Origin of the sequence: Allobosea sp. Root670, from assembly GCF_001429415.1 — a bacterium.
Lineage (GTDB): Bacteria > Pseudomonadota > Alphaproteobacteria > Rhizobiales > Beijerinckiaceae > Allobosea > Allobosea robiniae.
Genome location: NZ_LMJU01000015.1, coordinates 457,968 through 475,513 on the forward strand (window position 1 = coordinate 457,968; position 17,546 = coordinate 475,513).

The 17,546-nt window shown below is 67.6% G+C and carries 17 protein-coding genes; 13 read left to right on the forward strand and 4 right to left on the reverse strand.

Annotated features, from left to right (window positions below; all coding sequences use genetic code 11):
- The first annotated feature begins 43 nt into the window (after positions 1-43).
- Positions 44-1,219 carry a UbiH/UbiF family hydroxylase gene (locus ASE61_RS14615; protein ID WP_061968022.1) on the forward strand — a complete coding sequence of 392 codons (1,176 nt, stop codon included), beginning with the start codon at positions 44-46 and terminating at the stop codon, positions 1,217-1,219.
- A 117-nt stretch (positions 1,220-1,336) separates the two neighbouring features.
- Here ASE61_RS14615 and ASE61_RS14620 read toward each other — a convergent pair whose 3' ends face one another.
- The 3 genes from ASE61_RS14620 to ASE61_RS14630 form a co-directional block, all read right to left on the reverse strand.
- Positions 1,337-2,458 (reverse strand): CaiB/BaiF CoA transferase family protein, encoded by a 1,122-nt coding sequence (locus ASE61_RS14620; RefSeq protein WP_061968023.1) that lies wholly within the window; start codon positions 2,456-2,458, stop codon positions 1,337-1,339.
- 71 nt (positions 2,459-2,529) lie between these two features.
- A complete protein-coding gene (locus tag ASE61_RS14625; protein ID WP_061968341.1) occupies positions 2,530-3,501 on the reverse strand; it encodes an AEC family transporter in 972 nt (323 codons plus the stop codon).
- A gap of 118 nt (positions 3,502-3,619) precedes the next feature.
- Positions 3,620-4,738: an acyltransferase family protein gene (locus ASE61_RS14630; RefSeq protein ID WP_082617436.1), complete on the reverse strand. Its 1,119-nt coding sequence runs from the start codon at positions 4,736-4,738 to the stop codon at positions 3,620-3,622.
- A 304-nt stretch (positions 4,739-5,042) separates the two neighbouring features.
- On the opposite strand from ASE61_RS14630, the gene ASE61_RS14635 reads away from it, so the two are divergent.
- Positions 5,043-6,092, forward strand: coding sequence for an HpcH/HpaI aldolase/citrate lyase family protein (locus ASE61_RS14635; RefSeq protein WP_061968343.1), 1,050 nt, complete (start codon positions 5,043-5,045; stop codon positions 6,090-6,092).
- A gap of 374 nt (positions 6,093-6,466) precedes the next feature.
- Entirely contained in the window at positions 6,467-6,796 is a 330-nt protein-coding gene (hspQ, locus tag ASE61_RS14640; protein ID WP_061968025.1) for a heat shock protein HspQ, read from the forward strand.
- Between the two features lie 178 nt (positions 6,797-6,974).
- Here hspQ and ASE61_RS14645 read toward each other — a convergent pair whose 3' ends face one another.
- Positions 6,975-7,760, reverse strand: coding sequence for an invasion associated locus B family protein (locus ASE61_RS14645; protein ID WP_061968027.1), 786 nt, complete (start codon positions 7,758-7,760; stop codon positions 6,975-6,977).
- A 293-nt stretch (positions 7,761-8,053) separates the two neighbouring features.
- Here ASE61_RS14645 and ASE61_RS14650 point away from each other — a divergent pair, with 293 nt between their 5' ends.
- The 10 genes from ASE61_RS14650 (at position 8,054) to glp (ending at position 17,531) form a co-directional block, all read left to right on the forward strand.
- Positions 8,054-9,856, forward strand: a complete 1,803-nt coding sequence (locus tag ASE61_RS14650; protein WP_244492844.1) for an extracellular solute-binding protein — start codon at positions 8,054-8,056, stop codon at positions 9,854-9,856.
- Positions 9,857-9,865: 9 nt separating this feature from the next.
- The gene (locus tag ASE61_RS14655; RefSeq protein ID WP_156407106.1) at positions 9,866-10,903 is read left to right on the forward strand and encodes an AMP-binding protein; all 1,038 of its coding nucleotides are present in this window, start codon (positions 9,866-9,868) and stop codon (positions 10,901-10,903) included.
- Positions 10,904-10,972: 69 nt separating this feature from the next.
- Positions 10,973-11,278 carry a hypothetical protein gene (locus tag ASE61_RS14660; protein ID WP_061968033.1) on the forward strand — a complete coding sequence of 102 codons (306 nt, stop codon included), beginning with the start codon at positions 10,973-10,975 and terminating at the stop codon, positions 11,276-11,278.
- Between the two features lie 106 nt (positions 11,279-11,384).
- The gene (locus ASE61_RS14665; protein WP_061968035.1) at positions 11,385-11,666 is read left to right on the forward strand and encodes a YARHG domain-containing protein; all 282 of its coding nucleotides are present in this window, start codon (positions 11,385-11,387) and stop codon (positions 11,664-11,666) included.
- A gap of 112 nt (positions 11,667-11,778) precedes the next feature.
- Positions 11,779-13,290: an ATP-binding protein gene (locus tag ASE61_RS14670; protein WP_061968037.1), complete on the forward strand. Its 1,512-nt coding sequence runs from the start codon at positions 11,779-11,781 to the stop codon at positions 13,288-13,290.
- Between the two features lie 90 nt (positions 13,291-13,380).
- On the forward strand, positions 13,381-13,998 hold the full coding sequence (locus ASE61_RS14675; protein ID WP_061968038.1) for an anthranilate synthase component II: 618 nt from the start codon (positions 13,381-13,383) through the stop codon (positions 13,996-13,998).
- 15 nt (positions 13,999-14,013) lie between these two features.
- Positions 14,014-15,027: an anthranilate phosphoribosyltransferase gene (gene trpD, locus ASE61_RS14680; RefSeq protein ID WP_061968040.1), complete on the forward strand. Its 1,014-nt coding sequence runs from the start codon at positions 14,014-14,016 to the stop codon at positions 15,025-15,027.
- A 7-nt stretch (positions 15,028-15,034) separates the two neighbouring features.
- The gene (gene trpC / locus ASE61_RS14685; RefSeq protein ID WP_061968042.1) at positions 15,035-15,841 is read left to right on the forward strand and encodes an indole-3-glycerol phosphate synthase TrpC; all 807 of its coding nucleotides are present in this window, start codon (positions 15,035-15,037) and stop codon (positions 15,839-15,841) included.
- Complete coding sequence (moaC, locus tag ASE61_RS14690; RefSeq protein ID WP_082617437.1) at positions 15,838-16,320, forward strand: cyclic pyranopterin monophosphate synthase MoaC; 483 nt, start codon at positions 15,838-15,840, stop codon at positions 16,318-16,320. The genes trpC and moaC overlap by 4 nt, the downstream gene beginning before the upstream one ends.
- The gene (gene glp / locus ASE61_RS14695) at positions 16,320-17,531 is read left to right on the forward strand and encodes a gephyrin-like molybdotransferase Glp (RefSeq protein WP_061968043.1); all 1,212 of its coding nucleotides are present in this window, start codon (positions 16,320-16,322) and stop codon (positions 17,529-17,531) included. Before moaC ends, glp begins: the two co-directional genes overlap by 1 nt.
- The last annotated feature ends 15 nt before the right edge of the window (positions 17,532-17,546 follow it).

The window sequence follows — 17,546 nt, forward strand, 5'->3', positions numbered from 1 at the left end:
GCGGCCCGTGGCCAAGATGCCGCGCATCGGCTAGCCATGGGCGATGAGCAAACAGACTGCCGATCAGGTCGATATCGCGATCGTGGGCGCCGGCGCCGTCGGTCTTGCGGCCGCGCTGGCACTGAGCCGCGAGGGGCGCAGCGTCGCCCTGCTCGGCCCGGTCGCGACACCGCGCGACGGGCGCACCGTCGCGTTGCTCGACGGCTCCTGGCGGATGCTGGCCGAGCTCGGCGTGCAGGAGGCCTTGCTGGAGAAGGCGGCGCCGCTCGAGGTCATGCGCCTCGTCGACGACAGCGGCAGCCTGTTCCGCCAGCCGCCGGTCGAGTTCCGGGCGTCCGAGATCGGGCTGGAGGCCTTCGGCTGGAATATCGAGAATGCCGACCTGACCGCACTCCTTGCTGAGAAAGCCGCTGGTCTCTCCGGTCTGCGCATGATCCCCGGCTTCGTCCGGGCGATCGAGCCGGAGACGGACGGCGTGAGCCTCTCCGGCGAGGGTTTCGCACCGTTGAAGGCCCGGCTCATCGTCGGCGCGGATGGCCGCAATTCGCAGGTGCGTGCGGCGGCCGGCATCGAAAGCCGCGACTGGCGCTATCCGCAGATCGCCCTGACTGCGATCTTCGAGCACCGCCGCGACCATCAGGAAACCTCGACCGAGTTCCATACGCGGAAAGGGCCTTGCACGATCGTGCCCCTGCCCGGCCGGCGCTCCTCGCTGGTCTGGCTGGTCGATCCGGAAGAGGCCCCGGCGCTGACCGCGCTCGACGATCCAGCCTTCGCCCTGCGTGTCGAGCGACAGGTGCAGTCGCTGCTCGGGGCGATGACGGTCTCGGGTCCGCGCGGCAAGGTGCCGATGGGCGGGCTCTCGGTCGAGCGCTTCGGTGCCGGGCGCATGGCGCTGATCGGCGAGGCCGCGCATGTCTTCCCGCCGATCGGAGCGCAGGGGCTCAACCTCGGCCTGCGGGATGTTGCAGCGTTGAGCGAGGCGCTCGCCGGCGTCACGGATGCCGGAGCGGAAAGCGTCATCGCCGATTATGACGGGGCCCGGCGAACGGATGTCCGTTTGCGGACCGGCGCGGTCGATGTGCTCAATCGCACGCTGCTGACCGATCTGATGCCGGCCGACCTGATGCGCGGTGCTGGCCTGCTGGCACTGTCACGGATCGGTCCGCTGCGGCGCCTCGTGATGCGTCAGGGGCTGGCCGGCGGAGCGGCGCGATAGGAAACTCCGTCATGCTCGGGCTTGCACCGAGCATCTCAGGCTGAAAGAGGCGCTCCATTCTGCAAGAGATTCTCGGGTCTGCGCTTCGCTCCGTCCGAGAATGACGGCTGGGTCAGATCAGCCTTCCCCCAAAATCCTACGCGTGTCGGCCCCGCTCGCCGCGACCTTTCGCAATCCGGCCGCCTGCTCGCGGAAGACCGGCGCCAGCGGCAACGGCGTCGAGACGAGGCGGCGGCCGCCGGGCTCCTCGACCTGCGCATCGAGCAGGCCGCGCGCCGACATCTGCGGATCGGAGACCGCCTCCTCCAGCGTCCGGACCACCGTACAGCAGCAATCGAGCGGCTCGATCAGCGCGCGCCAATAGGCGGCGCTCTCGCTGGCGATAATCGCGGTAATGCCCGCCCGCGTAGCCTCGGGGTCGCGGCGGTCGTCGCGCAACTTCTCGTCGAGCCCGATGCCCTCACAGAAGCCCTGCCAGAACTTGGGCTCGATCGCGCCAACCGCGAGGAACCAGCCATCGGCGGTGGCATAGAGGCCGTAGCGTGGGCTCGCGCCGGTCAGGAGCCCCTCGCCGCCATCGGGGAAGGAGCCGGTCACCTGCCCCTGCGCCAGCCCGTACCAGGCGAAGGTCGGCATCGCATCGGCCATGGCGATGTCGAGATGGCAGCCCTGCCCGGTGCGGTCGCGCTGGCGCAAGGCCAGCAGGATGTTGAGCACGGCCGGCATGGTGCCGCCGGCGATATCGGCGACGAGCGGCGGCGGCAGGGGCGGCGGCTCGCCGCGTTTCAAGGACTGGCCGAGCAGGCCGCCGAGCGCCTGGTAATTGATGTCGTGCCCGGCTTCCTGGGCGCGCGGGCCGTGCTGGCCATAGCCGCTGATCGAGCAATAGATCAGACGCGGGTTGATCGCTTTCAGCGCCTCATGGCCGAAGCCGAGCCGTTCCATCACGCCCGGCCGGAACTGCTCGATCAGGATATCGGCCTTTGCGATCAGGGGGGTGAGGCGCGCCACCGCATCGGGCGCCTTGAGGTCGAGTTCGACCGAATCCTTGCCGCGGTTGAGCACCGCGAAAGGCGCCGCCGTCTCGCCGAAGCGCGGCGGAAAACCGCGCATGTCCTCGCCGCCCGGCCGCTCGATCTTGATGACGCGCGCGCCGGCCTCGGAGAGGAAGAGGCTCGCCAGCGGCCCGGGCAGGAGCGTCGAGAAATCGAGGACCAGCAGATCGTCCAGCGGCAGCATCGGTGTCCCTGATTCTTTGCTCCATCGCATTTTCTTCACGCGAACCGGCGGCCACTTCGCTTGAAAATGCTTCAGTGAAACAGATCGGCCGCTATCCTGCCCGTCTTCACCAGCCACAGGAAGCCCGACAGCGTGACCATCGACACGATGGTGCCGACGAGGATGCAGGCCGAGGCGCGCTCGATCCCGACCTTGTACTGCGTCGAGATGACGAAGATGTTCAGGGCCGGCGGCAGCGCCGCCATGATGATTGCGGCATAGATCCAATTGGTCGGGATGCCGCCGAGCGCCGAGAGCAGCACCCAGACCAGGAGCGGATGCAGCAGGAGCTTGATGAAGACCAGCGCAGGGACGCCTGCCGGCATCGTCTTCATCGGACGCAGCGCCACGGTGACGCCGAGCAGGAAAAGCGCGCAGGGCGCGGCTGCCTGCGACAGCCACAAAACCATCCGGTCGAGCGCCACCGGCAGTTCGAACTTCAGATAGCTCGCCAGCACGCCCGCCAGCGTCGCGACGTTGAACGGATGGGTGATGACCCGCCAGGCCACCTCGCCGGCGGTCGCGAGCAGGCTTTTCTTCTCGACGCCCGCGACCGCCATGAGCAAGGGAACGAGCGAGAACAGCAGCACGCTGTCGAAGACGAAGATCAGCACGACCGGCGCGCTCGCCTCCGGCCCCAGCGCTGCCAGGATCAGGGGCGGGCCCATATAGCCGATATTCGAATAGGCCCCGGCGACGCCTTGCATCACTGCCTGCGGCAGGTCGCCCTTGGCAGCCTTCAGGCCGATCGCCAGCGACAGGCTGAAGGCGCAGAAGGTGGCGAAGGTCGTGCCGGCGATGAACTTCCAGTTGGCGAGCTCGCTCAGCGGCTTGTCGGCGATCAGGCGGTAGAACAGCGGCGGCAGCGCGACATAGATCAGGAAGAACTGCAGCCAGGCCAGCCCTTCTTCCGGCAACTGCTTGTAGCGGCCGATGGCGAAGCCGAGCAGGATCAGCCCGAAGAACGGTGCGACCAGATTGAAGATGCTGAGAAGGTCGGCCATCGGGAAGCGAGCGATCCTGGCGTCAGGGTGGCCCATGAGGCCGGGTGATCCACGAACGACCAGATTTCCTGCACGAAACAATCCAACCGATCGACCAGAGCCTAAATCCTGACCGTGATCAGTTGGCAATCCCTTCCTTCCGCTTCGCGCCATTCCCTGACAGCAAGGCGAGAGCCCCGTTCACCAGCGCGGTCAACGCAGATTTCGTCCAGCTCTGCGCGGCACGCTCGAAGAAGCGCCAGATCAGCCAGGAAAAGGCGATCAGCCCCAGCGTGACGAGGATCACCAGAGGCAGGGGCTGGAGCACGGCGCCGGCCAGATTGAAGACGACGTAGCCAATATGCTGGTGGAGCAGGTAGAGCGGATAGGTCAGGCCGCCGATCGCCAGCATCAGGCGCGAGGGCAGCGGCAGGCGCGGGAACCGGATGGAAGCGGCAACGGTCGCGAAGATCACGATGCAGGAGGCCGCCACGACAAGGTCGCTATAGGCGACGTGGTAATTCTCCCGGTTCCACTGTGCGAGCTGCAGCGACTGGAAGATCGCGACCGCCGTGCACAGGGCCAGCAAACCCAGTATCTTGCGATCATAGCCATCGCGGAAGGCGGCATAGAGGATGAGGCCGGCGCAGAAGAAGGCGCTCTGATCGGTGAGGAGCAGGTAGCGCATCACGCCACTGGAGACCGTCGCCCGGTCGATGACCGAGATCAGCAGCCAGCCGACGACGATCGCAGGGTAGTTCGCGCGCTTGAACCGGCCTGCCGCCATGAAGGCGAAGACCCAGGCGTAGAAGATCACCTCGTAGAAGATCGACCAGTAGGAGCCATCGAGCGCCGGCTTCCCGATCAGCTCCGGCTTGATCAGGAGGTTCGCGGCCCATTGGCCGGGCGTCGCGTGCAGGCGCGGAGCACCGAAGGCCACCACGACCAGGAAGGTGATGGTCATGCACAGGACGAAGGTCGGATAGATCCGCGCGAAACGGGCGATGCCGAACTGAAGCGGCGTGCGCCCTTCCGCGGAATAGGCGATCACGAAGCCGCTGATCACGAAGAACAACTGCACGCCGAGATAGCCGTATTTCAGGACGGTCTCATAGGCCGGCAGCGCGATATCGGTCACGCCGAGCGACAGGCCCCGAAAGCCGAAATGGAACAGCAACACGGCCAGGGCCGCCAGCAGGCGCAGCGCGTCGAGGGTTTCGAGCCGCAGGCTGGGGGCGGCGGTTTCCGGCTTGGTCATGAAATTCGCATGTCGCTCGCTGCAAGGGCGGCGCCGGACCCCTCCAGCGTCGGACACCGGGCACTATAGCGGATAACCGCCGTTCGACCGGGACAAAGCCCGGCGATGGTTACCCGTCCGCAATGGCACCGGAACGCCGGCCACGCTCGGCTTCATCAAGGCGAGATAAAATGCCTAGGAAATTATACTTACCAAAAGACAAAGGAATAATAGCCTAGGCACATTATCCGCCTGCTTCCAAAAGCATCATGGACGGGCCGTCGCGATCTGGGTCACAATGCTGCAACGCAAAACGGAGCCGCCGATGACGACCAGGACGCCGCGCCAGTTCTTCCGCCCGCTCGCGATCGGCGCGCCGGAACCCTTCCGCGAATTGCCGCAGCGGCTCGAGCGGATGATCCATTTCGTGCCGCCGCATCTGGAGAAGGTCCGCGCCAAGGTCGGCGAACTCGCCGGACAGGTCGATATCGTGCTCGGCAATCTCGAGGATGCGATTCCCGTCGAGGCCAAGCAGGCGGCGCGCGACGGCTTCATCGCCATGGGCAAGGCGATCGATTTCGGAAAGACCGGCTTGTGGACCCGCGTCAATGCATTGAATTCGCCGTGGTTTCTCGACGACATCAGCGCGATCATGGCCGAGATCGGCGGCAAGCTCGACGTCGTGATGGTGCCGAAAGTCGAGGGCCCCTGGGACATCCACTATGTCGACCAGCTGCTGGCGCAGTTCGAGGCGCGGCACCAATTGCGCAAGCCGATCCTGATCCACGCCATCCTGGAGACGGCGGAGGGCGTGAAGAATGTCGAGGCGATCGCGACCGCCTCGCCGCGCATGCACGGCATGAGCCTCGGCCCCGCCGACCTCGCCGCCTCGCGCGCGATGAAGACGACACGCGTCGGCGGCGGGCACCCCGAATACAAGGTGATCGCCGACCCCTCCCCCGATGGCGGATCGCGGGCCGTCGCACAGCAGGACCTCTGGCACTATACGCTGGCCAAGATGGTCGATGCCTGCGCCGCGGCCGGGATCAAGCCGTTTTACGGCCCCTTCGGCGACTTCAGTGACGAAGCCGCCTGCGAGGCGCAGTTCCGCAACGCCTTCCTGCTCGGCTGCGCCGGCGCCTGGACGCTGCATCCCTCGCAGATCGCCATCGCCAAGCGCGTCTTCAGCCCGGACCCCACGGAAGTCGCCTTCGCCAAGCGCATCCTGGAGGCGATGCCGGACGGCTCAGGCGCCGTGATGATCGACGGCAAGATGCAGGACGACGCCACCTGGAAACAGGCGAAGGTGATCGTCGACCTTGCCCGGCAGGTCGCTGCGCGCGATCCCGATCTGGCTGAGCGCTACGGAATGTGATGGGACAAACGGTCCCGATCGATTGATTTCGACGCATTTACGACGCATTGCTTGCGCAAGGCGGCAAGACCTAGAGGTTGTTAGGGGTTATGGGACAGGTTTGATGAGGTCAAAACGCCGGAGATGGGAGGAGCATCGCGCAGCCGATACCGCTGGTATCGGCAAGCGGTGCGACGCTGCAGCTCCGTCGTTTTCACCTCACCCACAGGGCGCGGCGCTTTTGCGCGACTGCTGTGTCGTTCTTCGTAGCAAGCCGGAAGGCTTGCGTCCTCGAACTCCTGGCATTCGCGCAAAATCGCTCGCGTCAAACCTGTCCCATAACCCCTAACAACCTCCAGCCGGCGGCGCATCGGCCGGCTCACGATGGATCAGTCATGGAAGCGCGTTCGGCCAAGTTCAGGATCGGGCAGGTGGTGAAGCACCGCATCTACCCGTTCCGCGGCGTGATCTTCGACGTCGACCCGGTCTTCTCGAATACCGAGGAGTGGTGGATGGCGATCCCGGAGGCCATGCGCCCATCGAAGGACCAGCCCTTCTACCATCTCTTCGCCGAGAACCAGGAGGCGGAATACGTCGCCTATGTCTCCGAGCAGAATCTCGTCGACGACGATTCCGGCGAGCCCGTGCGCCATCCCCGCGCCAGGGAGTTCTTCCGGCGGGATCGCAAGGGCCGCTACAAGCTGGACCGTGCCGATTTGAACTGAGGCCGGCTGCCTTTCGTAACCCACGGTTGTCATCCCGGGGCGCGCCGCATGTGCGAAACCGGAATGACAAAGGGCTGACCAAAACCACCCGGCAACTGTCCACAGACTCCAGCGCCCCAAGAAAAAGGCCGGCCCCGCGAGGGACCGGCCTTTTCTGTTTCAGGCGGTACGTCGTGGCTCAGGGCTTCGGCGGGGTCGCGGGCACGGCAGGCGCGGCGCCGGGGGCCGGGGCAGCACCCGGAGCGGCAGCGCCGCCGGCGCCGAGGCGCTGGCGCAGCTCTTCCTGGCGCTTGCCGAGTTCGTCCTGCAACTGCTTCTGCTGCTCCTCGAGCACCTTGGGGTCGATCGCCGCGCCATCGAAGCCCTTGGCGAAATCGGCGAGCGGGATGGTGAAGGTCAGCTCGCGAGCGCCCTGGTTCTGGACGCTGACGTTCAGGTTGGTGCCCTTCTTCATCGCGTTGATGAAGTCGTCCTTGACCTGCGCCTCGGCGAAGCAGCCATTCGGGAAGCAGATGGCGTAACGGCCGCCGGTCGGCTGGGCGCTGTCGACGCCGAATCGGATGCCGGGCTGCAGCAGTAGGCCGAGCGGCATCAGGAAGCGCACGATCTTGTTGGCGTCGCCCTTGACGTCATAGATCGCGACGGCCAGCACCGGCTGCCCCTGATCCGAGACGAAGTCGCGCGTGGTGTAGCAGATTTCCTTGTTGGCGCCCTGGTCCTTGCCGCAGACCTTGGTCCAGCTCGTCTGCGAGGGCTCGGGCTTGACCTGGACGACGGTCGGGCCGGTGGCCGCGGCGGCGCCGGGCTGGGCCGGAGCGGCAGGCTGCTGGGCCGGGGCAGCCGGACGGGACGGAGCCGGGCGCTGCGCCGGAGCCTGGGCGAAGGCCGCGACGGGCGCGAAGCCGATGGCCGCGCTGAGCACGAGGCCCAGAGCAGATGATGACAGGCGATACGAAGCGGACATTCCTTGTCTTTCCTTATCAAGCGAATTCGGGATCACGACTTCGCAAGCCGCGCGCGTCACCGCTGATGGCCCAATCGCATGGGGCGCCGGCCATCGCAAGCCGTGCACATCAAGGCCGATTGAGGCGTTTGAATGACACCCTGCCCTCGCCTTTAGCGAGTTCGCACCAAGGATTCCAGCCCGAATAGCTGCGTGACCATGCTGTGCCCATGCTATTCTTGCGCAGGGAATCAGGTCGTGTGATGGAATTTCTTCGATTGCCCCAGGCGATGAACCGCCGCGGGGTCAACCTTATGCTGGCTTTGGCCCCGTTCGCCGCCCTGGCGCGCGGCGGCGGCGCGCTGGCCGATTCGGCCCCGCTGCGGCACGCCATCGCGATGCATGGTCAGCCGGCCCTGCCGCCCGGCTTCGCGCACTTGCCCTATGCCGACCCCAAGGCTCCGAAGGGCGGGCGCATCGTTCTCGGCATCCAGGGGACCTTCGACAGCCTCAATCCGCTCGTCGTCCTCGGCGTCGCGCCCGATGCCGTGCCGAAATACGTCCAGCAGAGCCTGCTCTACCGCTCGGCAGACGAGCCCTTCACGGCGTACGGCCTGCTTGCCTCGGGGGTGTCGCTCGACGCGGACCGTACCCGGCTCGCCTTCGAGATCGACGAGCGGGCCCGGTTTTCCGACGGCAAACCGGTCACCGCCGAGGACGTGATCTTCACCTTCGAGATGCTGAAGACGAAGGGCAAGCCCTTCCATCGCTCCAGCCTCGGCCGCGTGACCAAGGTCTCGGCGCCCTCGCCCCGGCGCGTCGAATTCGAGCTCGGCGACGGCTCCAATCGCGAATTGCCGCTGGTCATCGGCGCGATGCCGATCTTCGCGAAGCATGCGACCAACGCCGAAACCTTCGGTGAAACCAGCTTCAAGCCGGCACTCGGCTCCGGCGCCTATAGCGTCGAGGAGGTCCGGCCCGGCGAATCGCTCACGCTGAGACGGCGCAAGGATTTCTGGGCCGAGGACCATCCGGTGACGCGCGGGCTCTATAATGCCGACGAGATCCGCTACGATTTCTACCGGGATTCGAATGCGCTGTTCGAGGCGTTCAAGGCCGGGCTCTATGATGTGCGCCTCGAGGGCGATCCGACGCGCTGGATGACCGGCTATGACGTGCCGGCCGTGCATGACGGGCGCATCCGGCAGGAAACCCTGCATTTCGACACGCCCAAGGGCATGACCGGCCTGGTCTTCAACACGCGCCGGCCGATCTTCGCCGATGTCCGGGTGCGCGAGGCGCTGGGCCTGCTGTTCGACTTCGAATGGGTCAACCGCAACCTGTTCCATGGCGTCTATCGCCGGGCCGGCAGCTTCTTCTCCGATTCGGATCTCTCGGCACTCGGCGTGCCCGCCGACGAACGGGAGAAGGTCCTGCTCGCCGGTTTTCCGGGTGCGGTGCGCGAGGACATTCTCGCCGGCAGCTGGAGGCCCGCCGAAACCGACGGCTCGGGCCGCGATCGCGAGCAGGCGCGCAAGGCGCTCGATCTGCTCAAGACCGCCGGCTACGTCCTGCGCGAGGGCGTGCTGCGCAACGGCAAGGACGAGCCCTTCGCCTTCGAGATCACCGTCACCAGCCGGCCTCAAGAGCGGCTCGCGCTCAATTACGCACAGTCGCTCGCCCGGCTCGGCATAGCGGTGTCCGTGCGATTGATCGACGACGTGCAGTACTGGCGGCGGCTGTCGACCTTCGATTTCGACATGATCCAGTGGACCTGGCCGGCCTCGGCCTCGCCCGGCAACGAGCAGATCGGGCGCTGGGGCTCGGCCAATGCCGCCCGCAACGGCGCGCTGAATTATGCCGGCGTGAAATCGCCCGCCGTCGACGCTGTGCTGCGGGCCCTGCTCGGAGCTCGCGAGCGCGAGGATTTCGTCGCGGCGGTGCGGGCGCTCGACCGGCTGCTGATCTCGGGCTTCTACGTCGTGCCGCTGTATTACCTGCCCGATAGCTGGATCGCGCTGGCGCGTGGCGTCGTGCTCGCGGGGCGCCAGCCGGCCTATTTCCTCTCCAACGAAACGCTGGCGCGCCTCCCGGCCGCACCGGCTCCGGCGAACTAGGGTTTGTCGATGCGGGCAGACCAGGACGAAGCCTCCGCCTTGCTCGACGGTCTCGATCTCGACACCCTGCTCGCGGCCCTGACCCGGACCCGCGGCTATGATGCGGCCCTGCGCGATCCGCCGGGCCGGCGCGGCTGGAGCGACGTGAAGCCCGGCTCGATCAATTTCCTGGACCTCGACGAGCGCATCGACCGGCTGGCGCGCCTGCTCGCCATCAACAAGGGCACGCCGGGCGCGAGCGTCGCGATCCTGGCGCCGCTCGGGCCCGAGGCGATCATCTCGATCCTGGCGAGCCTGCGTGCGGGGCTTTCGCCCTTGATGCTGCCGCTGCACGGCAACGAGCTCGAATTGCTGGCGCTGATCGAGGCATCCGGCGCGGTGATGGCGGTCGGCGTCAGCCGGGTCGGGCCCTTGCGGCCGCTGCTGACGTTGCGCAACCTCGCGATGCGGGCCTTCGGCACGCGCTTCGTCGGCGGTTTCGGGCCGGATGTTCCCGATGGCGTCGCCCCCCTCGACATGCTGATGGCCAGCCCGACGCTGCATCCCCTGCCGCAGATGATGGAGCGGCCGGCGCTGCAGATCGCCGACGGCCTGTCGCTGCAAGGGCCGATCGCACTGCCGGAACGCGAACTGCTCGGCAAGGCGCTGGATATCTCGCGGGCGCTGAAGCCCACCGTCTCGTCGCGCATCGTGACGACGCTGGTCGGCGGCGACCTCGCCGCGCTGGCGAGCGGGCCGGGCATGGCGATGCTGAGCGGCCTGGAGCTCCTGCCGCTCGGCCTGTTCAGCCTCGGCGACCTGGAGGCTTGCATCGAGGGCGGGCGCAGCGTCCATCTGGTCCTGCCGGGCGCCATGGAGCCTGCGCTGGCGCATTCGCGACTCGCCGGGCATCCGGCGCTGGCCAGCCTGGTCTTCGTCCATCGGGCGACGGAGGCGCGCAGTTTCCCGGCCATCGACCGGCCGGACGTCGCCATCGTCGATATCGAGGCGCGTTCGGCCCGCGATATCACGGTCAGCAAACGGCAGGGACCTTCGCCGGCCGAATAGCGCCTTCATCCGGAACTTCGGCGGCGGCTTCGCGTTGACCGACAGGGCGTCCTTTTTGGAGTGGCAGCCATGCTTGCCGCCGGTCTCGTCCTTCTGTCTCTCTCCACCACATCTCCTGCGATCATTCAGGTGGCGGATTCGCCCCCGCGCTTCGACATCGCCGCGTCCTGCCGCGATGTCGGCAAATCGGGCATCGATATCGGCCGCCCCGCCAGAGCCTGCCAGGGCGATGAGGAACGCGCCCGCGCCGCGCTCACCGCACGTTGGAACCAGTTCCAGCCGGGCGCCCGGACGGCCTGTGTCGAAAGTGCCAGTTTCGGCGGGCCTCCGAGCTATGTCGAGGTCCTGACCTGCCTGGAGATGAAGGAGCCGTGACGGCAGGGCATGTGTCAGCCCAAGCCCTCACACGCCGGCATTCCCAGGTTGCCTTCGCCAACCCGCTCCGCAAAGCTCCCGACTCAATCGACGGAGAGACGGCCCCATGCGCAGCTTTTGCCTTTCGCTTCTCGCGACCGCCCTGCTTGCCGGCGGGATGGCGGTGCCGGCGCTCGCCAACCCGCAGGCTTGCGCCGACCTGTGGACGGCGCGCAACGAGATCTACAAAGCGCAGGGCTATTGCTTCCGGACGAAACGCGCCATCGCGGCCTTCGGCAATGCCGGCTGCCAATATGACGATGTCGAGGACCTGCCGCTCTCGGCCAATGACCACCGGGTGATTGCCGACATCGTCCGGCAGGAACGCGCCCTGCGCTGCCCGCGCTGAAGCCGATTGCCTGTGGAAGGCAGGGCAGCCCTGCGTCCAGCGAAGGAAAGGCCGTGCTAGAAGCGCCGGCCGCATCTCCGCGCCCGATCCAACACGACGACTCACCGCCCGCATGACCACCGCAATCGAGATGGGAACGACAAGGACCGGCGAGCCCGGTCTGATCGATCTCGCCGAGTTGCTGGCGACGCGCCTGCTGGTGCAGGGCAACTCCGGCTCGGGCAAGTCGCATCTCCTGCGCCGCCTGCTGGAGCAGAGCGCGCCTTTGGTGCAGCAGGCGATCATCGATCCCGAGGGCGATTTCGTCTCGCTCGCCGACCAGTTCGGCCATGTCGTGGTCGATGCCGAATGCGGCGAGGCCGAATTGCAGCGCGTTGCCTTGCGCGTGCGTCAGCACCGCGTCTCGGTGGTGCTCAATCTCGAAAACCTCGAAGCCGACGAGCAGTTGCGCGCCACCGCCGCCTTCCTCGGCGGGCTCTTCGATGTCGACCGCTCGCTCTGGTTCCCGATGCTGATCGTGGTCGACGAAGCCCAGCTCTTCGCGCCGGTGATGGCGGGCGAGGCCTCCGACGAAGCGCGCCGGCTCTCGCTCGGCGCCATGACCAACCTGATGTGCCGTGGCCGCAAGCGTGGGCTTGCCGGCGTCATCGCGACGCAGCGCCTCGCCAAGCTCGCCAAGAACGTCGCGGCGGAAGCCTCGAACTTCCTGATGGGTCGCACCTTCCTCGATATCGACATGCAGCGCGCAGCCGACCTGCTCGGCATGGACCGCCGCCAGGCCGAGATGTTCCGCGACCTCGAACGCGGCCAGTTCGTCGCGCTCGGCCCCGCCCTGTCGAAGCGCCCGCTGCCGATCCGGATCGGCGCGGTCTCCTCGGTCGATCGCGGTGGCGCGCCGGGCCTGATGCCGCTGCCGGAGCAGGCGCCAGAGGATGCCGGCAAGCTGATCTTCACGCGCGGCGAGGACGAGCCGCTGCCGATGGCCCGTCCAGTGCGCCCGGCGCCACGTCCCAAGCCCGATCCGACCGAGGTGCTGCGCCGGATCGAGAACTATCGCCCTGCCCCGCAGGCGGAGCCGGAACCCGAGATCGAGCTGGAGCCGGCCGAGCGCGAGGCGATCATGGTCGAGATCCTGCGTGAGCTGATGGCCGATCCCGAGGCGCGCTCGCGCCAGGTCGCGGTGCTCTACCAGGACTTCACCGTACGTTGCCGGATGCGCCGGCTCGGCCGCACGCAACTCAGCCTCGAAGAGTTCCGCCGCAGGCTCGCCGTGGCGCGGGCCGGCGTCAGCGACAGCATCGCGACGAGCGATGGCTGGCAGGCGGCTGTGGCAGCGTCCGGCACGTTGCCGGAAGACCTGCAGGGGCTCTTCCTCTTCATCGCCCGTACCGCCATCGAGGGCCGGCCCTGCCCCAGCGATGCCGAGCTCGCGGAGATCTATGGCAGCGCTTCGCCGAGCCGCGCGCGCCGCGTGCTCAGCTATATCGAGGAGCGCGGGCTGATCGTCTGCCATGTCGATTTCAGAGGGCAGCGGACGCTCGCCCTGCCGACGCTCGGCGTCGAGACCGCGCCGGGACTGGCGCAGCCGCGCACGGCGGGCATGCCGCGCAGCGCGCGGGGGTGAGGAGGAATCGCCCGGTCATTCGGCCGCGCGAAACTTGACCACCCCGCCCCCGAACGTGCATGACCTCAAGCCGTATTCACGGGTCCGGCCATGCGCGTTCTGTTGATCGACAACTACGACAGCTTCACCTGGAACCTGGTCCACCTCATCGGTGGGCTCGGCGCCGAGGTCGATGTCTGGCGTAACGATGCGCTCACCGTCGACGAGGCGCTTGCCGGCGACCACGACGCGATCGTGCTCTCGCCAGGCCCCTGCACGCCCAATGAAGCCGGAATCTGCCTGAACCTGATCCGCGAAGGCGCGGGCAAGAAGCCGATCTTCGGCGTCTGCCTCGGCTTGCAGGCGATGGGACAGGCCTTCGGCGGCCAGGTCGTGCGTGCGCCGCTACCGATGCACGGCAAGGTCTCGCCGATCCGCCACCGGGCGCGCGGGCTGTTCCGCGGCATCAACGGACCGCTGCAGGCGACACGCTATCACTCGCTCGTGGTCGAGCGAGCCTCCTGCCCCGATGTCTTCGAGATCGAGGCGGAGAGCGATGACGGCCTGATCATGGCGCTCTCGCACCGGGAGCTGCCGGTCCACGGCGTCCAGTTCCATCCGGAGAGCATCGCTTCCGAGCATGGCGCGACGATCCTGCGGAATTTCCTCGACCTCGCGGAGCGGTGGCAGAGCGAACGCGAAGCCTCCGCCCTGACCCCTTCAGCCTGATTCCGCAGAGTTCCCATGGACGATTTCAAACCCTTCATCGCCAAGGTGGCGACCGGCGCGACGCTCTCGCGCGAGGAAGCGCGCGACGCCTTCGACACCATCCTCTCGGGCGGGGTCACCAACGCGCAATCGGCCGCCTTCCTGATGGCGCTGCGCGTTCGCGGCGAGACGATCGACGAGATCGCCGGCGCCGCCAGCGCGATGCGCGGCAAGATGCTCACCGTCAAGGCCCCGCCGGAGGCGATCGACATCGTCGGCACCGGCGGCGATTCGTCCGGCTCCTACAATGTCTCGACGCTGGCCTCGATCATCACCGCGGCCTGCGGCGTGCCGGTAGCCAAGCACGGCAACCGCGCCGCCTCCTCGCGTTCCGGGGCCGCCGACGTGCTGACCGCGCTCGGCGTCAAGGTCGGGCTTGATCCGGCCGCGACCGAGCACTGCATCCGCGAGGCCGGCGTCGGCTTCATGTTCGCGCCGACGCATCATGCCTCGATGCGCCATGTCGCGCCGGTGCGCACCGAGCTCGGCACGCGCACGATCTTCAACCTGCTCGGCCCGCTTTCCAACCCGGCCGGCGCCAGGCGCCAGCTCATCGGCGCCTTCTCCGAGACCTGGCTGGAGCCGATGGTCAAGGTGCTCGCCTCCTTCGGCTCGACCCGCGTCTGGGCCGTGCACGGCTCGGACGGGCTCGACGAGATCACCACGACAGGCCCGACCCGCGTCGTCTCGCTGGAGAACGGGAAGATCGAAAGCTTCTCGATCAGCCCCGCCGATGTCGGCCTTGAACCTGCAAAGCCCGAAGTCCTGCGCGGCGGCACGCCGGAGGAGAACGCGGCGGCGCTCAACGCCGTGCTCGCCGGCGAGAAGACCGGCTTCCGCGACATTGCCGCCTTCAATGCGGCTGCGGCGCTGCTCGTCGCCGGCAAGGCCCGGGATTTGAAGGACGGCTTCGCCCAGGCGACGGCCGCGCTCGATTCCGGCAAGGCCAAGGCGACGCTCGCCGCGCTCGTCAAAGCCTCGAACGCGTGAGGCCGGCATGACCGACATCCTCGCGAAGATCGAAGCCTATAAGCGCCAGGAGATCGCGGCAGCCAAGGCCGCGGTCCCGCAGGCCGAGATCGAGCGCCGGGCACGTGCGGCCAGCAAGCCGCGCGGCTTTGCTGACGCGCTCGCAAACAAGCTCGCTCAGGGCACGCCCGCTCTGATCGCCGAGATCAAGAAGGCGAGCCCCTCCAAGGGCCTGATCCGCGCCGATTTCGACCCGCCTTCGCTCGCCCGCGCCTATGCGGCCGGCGGCGCTGCCTGCCTCTCCGTCCTGACCGACGCGCCGTCCTTCCAGGGGCGGCCGGAATTCCTCACCGAAGCGCGGGAGGCTGCCGGCCTGCCGGCACTGCGCAAGGATTTCCTCTACGAGCCCTATCAGGTCTACGAGGCCCGCAGCTGGGGCGCCGACTGCATCCTGGTCATCATGGCCGGTGTCGACGACGCCACCGCCAGGGCGCTGAACGAGACCGCGCGCGAACTCGGCATGGATGTCCTCGTCGAGGTCCATGACGATGCCGAGCTCGACCGGGCGCTCAAGCTCGAAAGCCGGCTGCTCGGCATCAACAACCGCGACCTGCGCAGCTTCAATGTCGATCTCGCCGTGACCGAGCGATTGGCGCCGCGTGTGCCGGTTGACCGGATCGTCATCAGCGAGAGCGGCATCTTCACGCATGACGACATCGCCCGGCTCAATCCGATCGGCGTCAACAGCTTCCTCGTCGGCGAGAGCCTGATGCGGCAGGCCGACGTCACCGCCGCGACGCAGGCGCTGCTGACCGGCAAGGCCGTCGCGGCGTGAGCCGGCTCAGCCATCTCGACGCGCAAGGCCAGGCGCATATGGTCGATGTCGGCGGTAAGGCCGAGACGACCCGCATGGCGATCGCCGAGGGCCAGGTCGTCATGGCGCCGGAGACGATCGCGATCGTGCGCGACGGCAACGCCAAGAAGGGCGACGTGCTCGGCACCGCGCGCCTCGCCGGCATCATGGCGGCGAAGCGCACGCATGAATTGATCCCGCTCTGCCACCCGCTGCTGCTCAGCAAGATCGCCGTCGATCTCGCGATCGACGAGGCCTTGCCAGGCGTGCGCGTGCGCGCCGAAGTCAAGATGAAGGGTCAGACCGGCGTCGAGATGGAGGCGCTCACCGCCGTCTCCGTCGCCTGTCTCACCGTCTACGACATGGTCAAGGCGGTCGACCGGGCGATGCGGATCGAGAACATCCGCCTGCTGCACAAGTCCGGCGGCCAGTCCGGCGATTACGAGGCGAAAGCTAGCTGATGGCGCTCACCCCGGTCCCCGTCGCGCGCAAGGCGCTGCTCGACAGCATTCCGGGGCCGACCGGGGCGGAAACCCTGCCGCTGGCGCAATGCGCCTGGCGGGTGCTGGCCGGTGAGGTCAAGGCCCTCAGGACGCAACCGCCCTTCGCCAATTCCGCCATGGATGGCTATGCCGTGCGCGGCGACGAGATGGCGGAAGGCGTTTCGCTCACTGTCATCGGCGAATCCGCTGCCGGCCGGGCCTATGAGGGCGCGGTCGGGCCAGGACAGGCGGTGCGCATCTTCACGGGCGCACCGATGCCTGAAGGCGCCGACACCATCCTGATGCAGGAAGATGCCGACGGCGTCGACAGCCCGGTGATCCGCGTCCGCGTGCCGCCAGCTAAAGGCAAGTTCCTCCGCGCCGCAGGGCTCGATTTCCATGAAGGCGACGTGCTGCTTCAAGCCGGGCGCGCACTCGACAGCGCCGCCCTCGGCCTTGCTGCCGCGATGGGGCATCCGACTTTGCCTGTCCGGCGGAAGCCTCGGGTGGCGATTCTCGCCACCGGAGACGAACTGGTGGCGCCGGGCGAACCTGTGGGCCGCGACCAGATCGTCGCCTCGAACTCGTTCTCGCTCGCCGCGCTGGTCGAGAAGGCCGGCGGCACTGTCATCGATCTCGGCATCGCCCGTGACGACCATGCCGATCTCGCCAGCAAGATCGCAAGGGCGGGCGAGGCCGACGCCGATGTGCTGATCACGCTCGGCGGGGCCTCGGTCGGCGCGCATGATCTCGTGCAGGAAGCGCTGACGCGGGCCGGCATGACGCTGGGCTTCTGGAAGATCGCGATGCGGCCGGGCAAGCCGATGATGACCGGACGCCTCGGCCGGATGGTCGTGGTCGGGCTGCCGGGCAATCCGGTCTCCTCGATCGTCTGCGGCCATCTCTTCGTGCTGCCCTTGATCGAGGCGCTGCTCGGCATCGCGGACGCCGATCGCGACCGCAGCATCCCCGCCATTCTGGGACGCGACATGCCCGGCAATGACGAGCGCGAGGATTACCTGCGCTCGGAGCTCACGCTGACGCCGGAAGGCTGGGTGGCGACGCCCTTCGACCGGCAGGATTCCTCGATGCTCGGCACGCTGGCGCGCGCTCAGGCCCTGACGATCCGCCCGGCCCATGCCGCTACCGCGAAGAAAGGCGAGGCCTGCCGCATCCTGCCCTTGCGGTAGCGGCTTGCGGAACAC

Bases quoted from the DNA above. Each gene is read 5' to 3' on its own strand.
- ASE61_RS14615 (WP_061968022.1), top strand. From the start codon at position 44: ATGAGCAAACAGACTGCCGATCAGGTCGATATCGCGATCGTGGGCGCC.
- ASE61_RS14620 (WP_061968023.1), bottom strand. From the start codon at position 2,458: ATGCTGCCGCTGGACGATCTGCTGGTCCTCGATTTCTCGACGCTCCTG.
- ASE61_RS14625 (WP_061968341.1), bottom strand. From the start codon at position 3,501: ATGGCCGACCTTCTCAGCATCTTCAATCTGGTCGCACCGTTCTTCGGG.
- ASE61_RS14630 (WP_082617436.1), bottom strand. From the start codon at position 4,738: ATGACCAAGCCGGAAACCGCCGCCCCCAGCCTGCGGCTCGAAACCCTC.
- ASE61_RS14635 (WP_061968343.1), top strand. From the start codon at position 5,043: ATGACGACCAGGACGCCGCGCCAGTTCTTCCGCCCGCTCGCGATCGGC.
- hspQ (WP_061968025.1), top strand. From the start codon at position 6,467: ATGGAAGCGCGTTCGGCCAAGTTCAGGATCGGGCAGGTGGTGAAGCAC.
- ASE61_RS14645 (WP_061968027.1), bottom strand. From the start codon at position 7,760: ATGTCCGCTTCGTATCGCCTGTCATCATCTGCTCTGGGCCTCGTGCTC.
- ASE61_RS14650 (WP_244492844.1), top strand. From the start codon at position 8,054: ATGCTGGCTTTGGCCCCGTTCGCCGCCCTGGCGCGCGGCGGCGGCGCG.
- ASE61_RS14655 (WP_156407106.1), top strand. From the start codon at position 9,866: ATGCGGGCAGACCAGGACGAAGCCTCCGCCTTGCTCGACGGTCTCGAT.
- ASE61_RS14660 (WP_061968033.1), top strand. From the start codon at position 10,973: ATGCTTGCCGCCGGTCTCGTCCTTCTGTCTCTCTCCACCACATCTCCT.
- ASE61_RS14665 (WP_061968035.1), top strand. From the start codon at position 11,385: ATGCGCAGCTTTTGCCTTTCGCTTCTCGCGACCGCCCTGCTTGCCGGC.
- ASE61_RS14670 (WP_061968037.1), top strand. From the start codon at position 11,779: ATGACCACCGCAATCGAGATGGGAACGACAAGGACCGGCGAGCCCGGT.
- ASE61_RS14675 (WP_061968038.1), top strand. From the start codon at position 13,381: ATGCGCGTTCTGTTGATCGACAACTACGACAGCTTCACCTGGAACCTG.
- trpD (WP_061968040.1), top strand. From the start codon at position 14,014: ATGGACGATTTCAAACCCTTCATCGCCAAGGTGGCGACCGGCGCGACG.
- trpC (WP_061968042.1), top strand. From the start codon at position 15,035: ATGACCGACATCCTCGCGAAGATCGAAGCCTATAAGCGCCAGGAGATC.
- glp (WP_061968043.1), top strand. From the start codon at position 16,320: ATGGCGCTCACCCCGGTCCCCGTCGCGCGCAAGGCGCTGCTCGACAGC.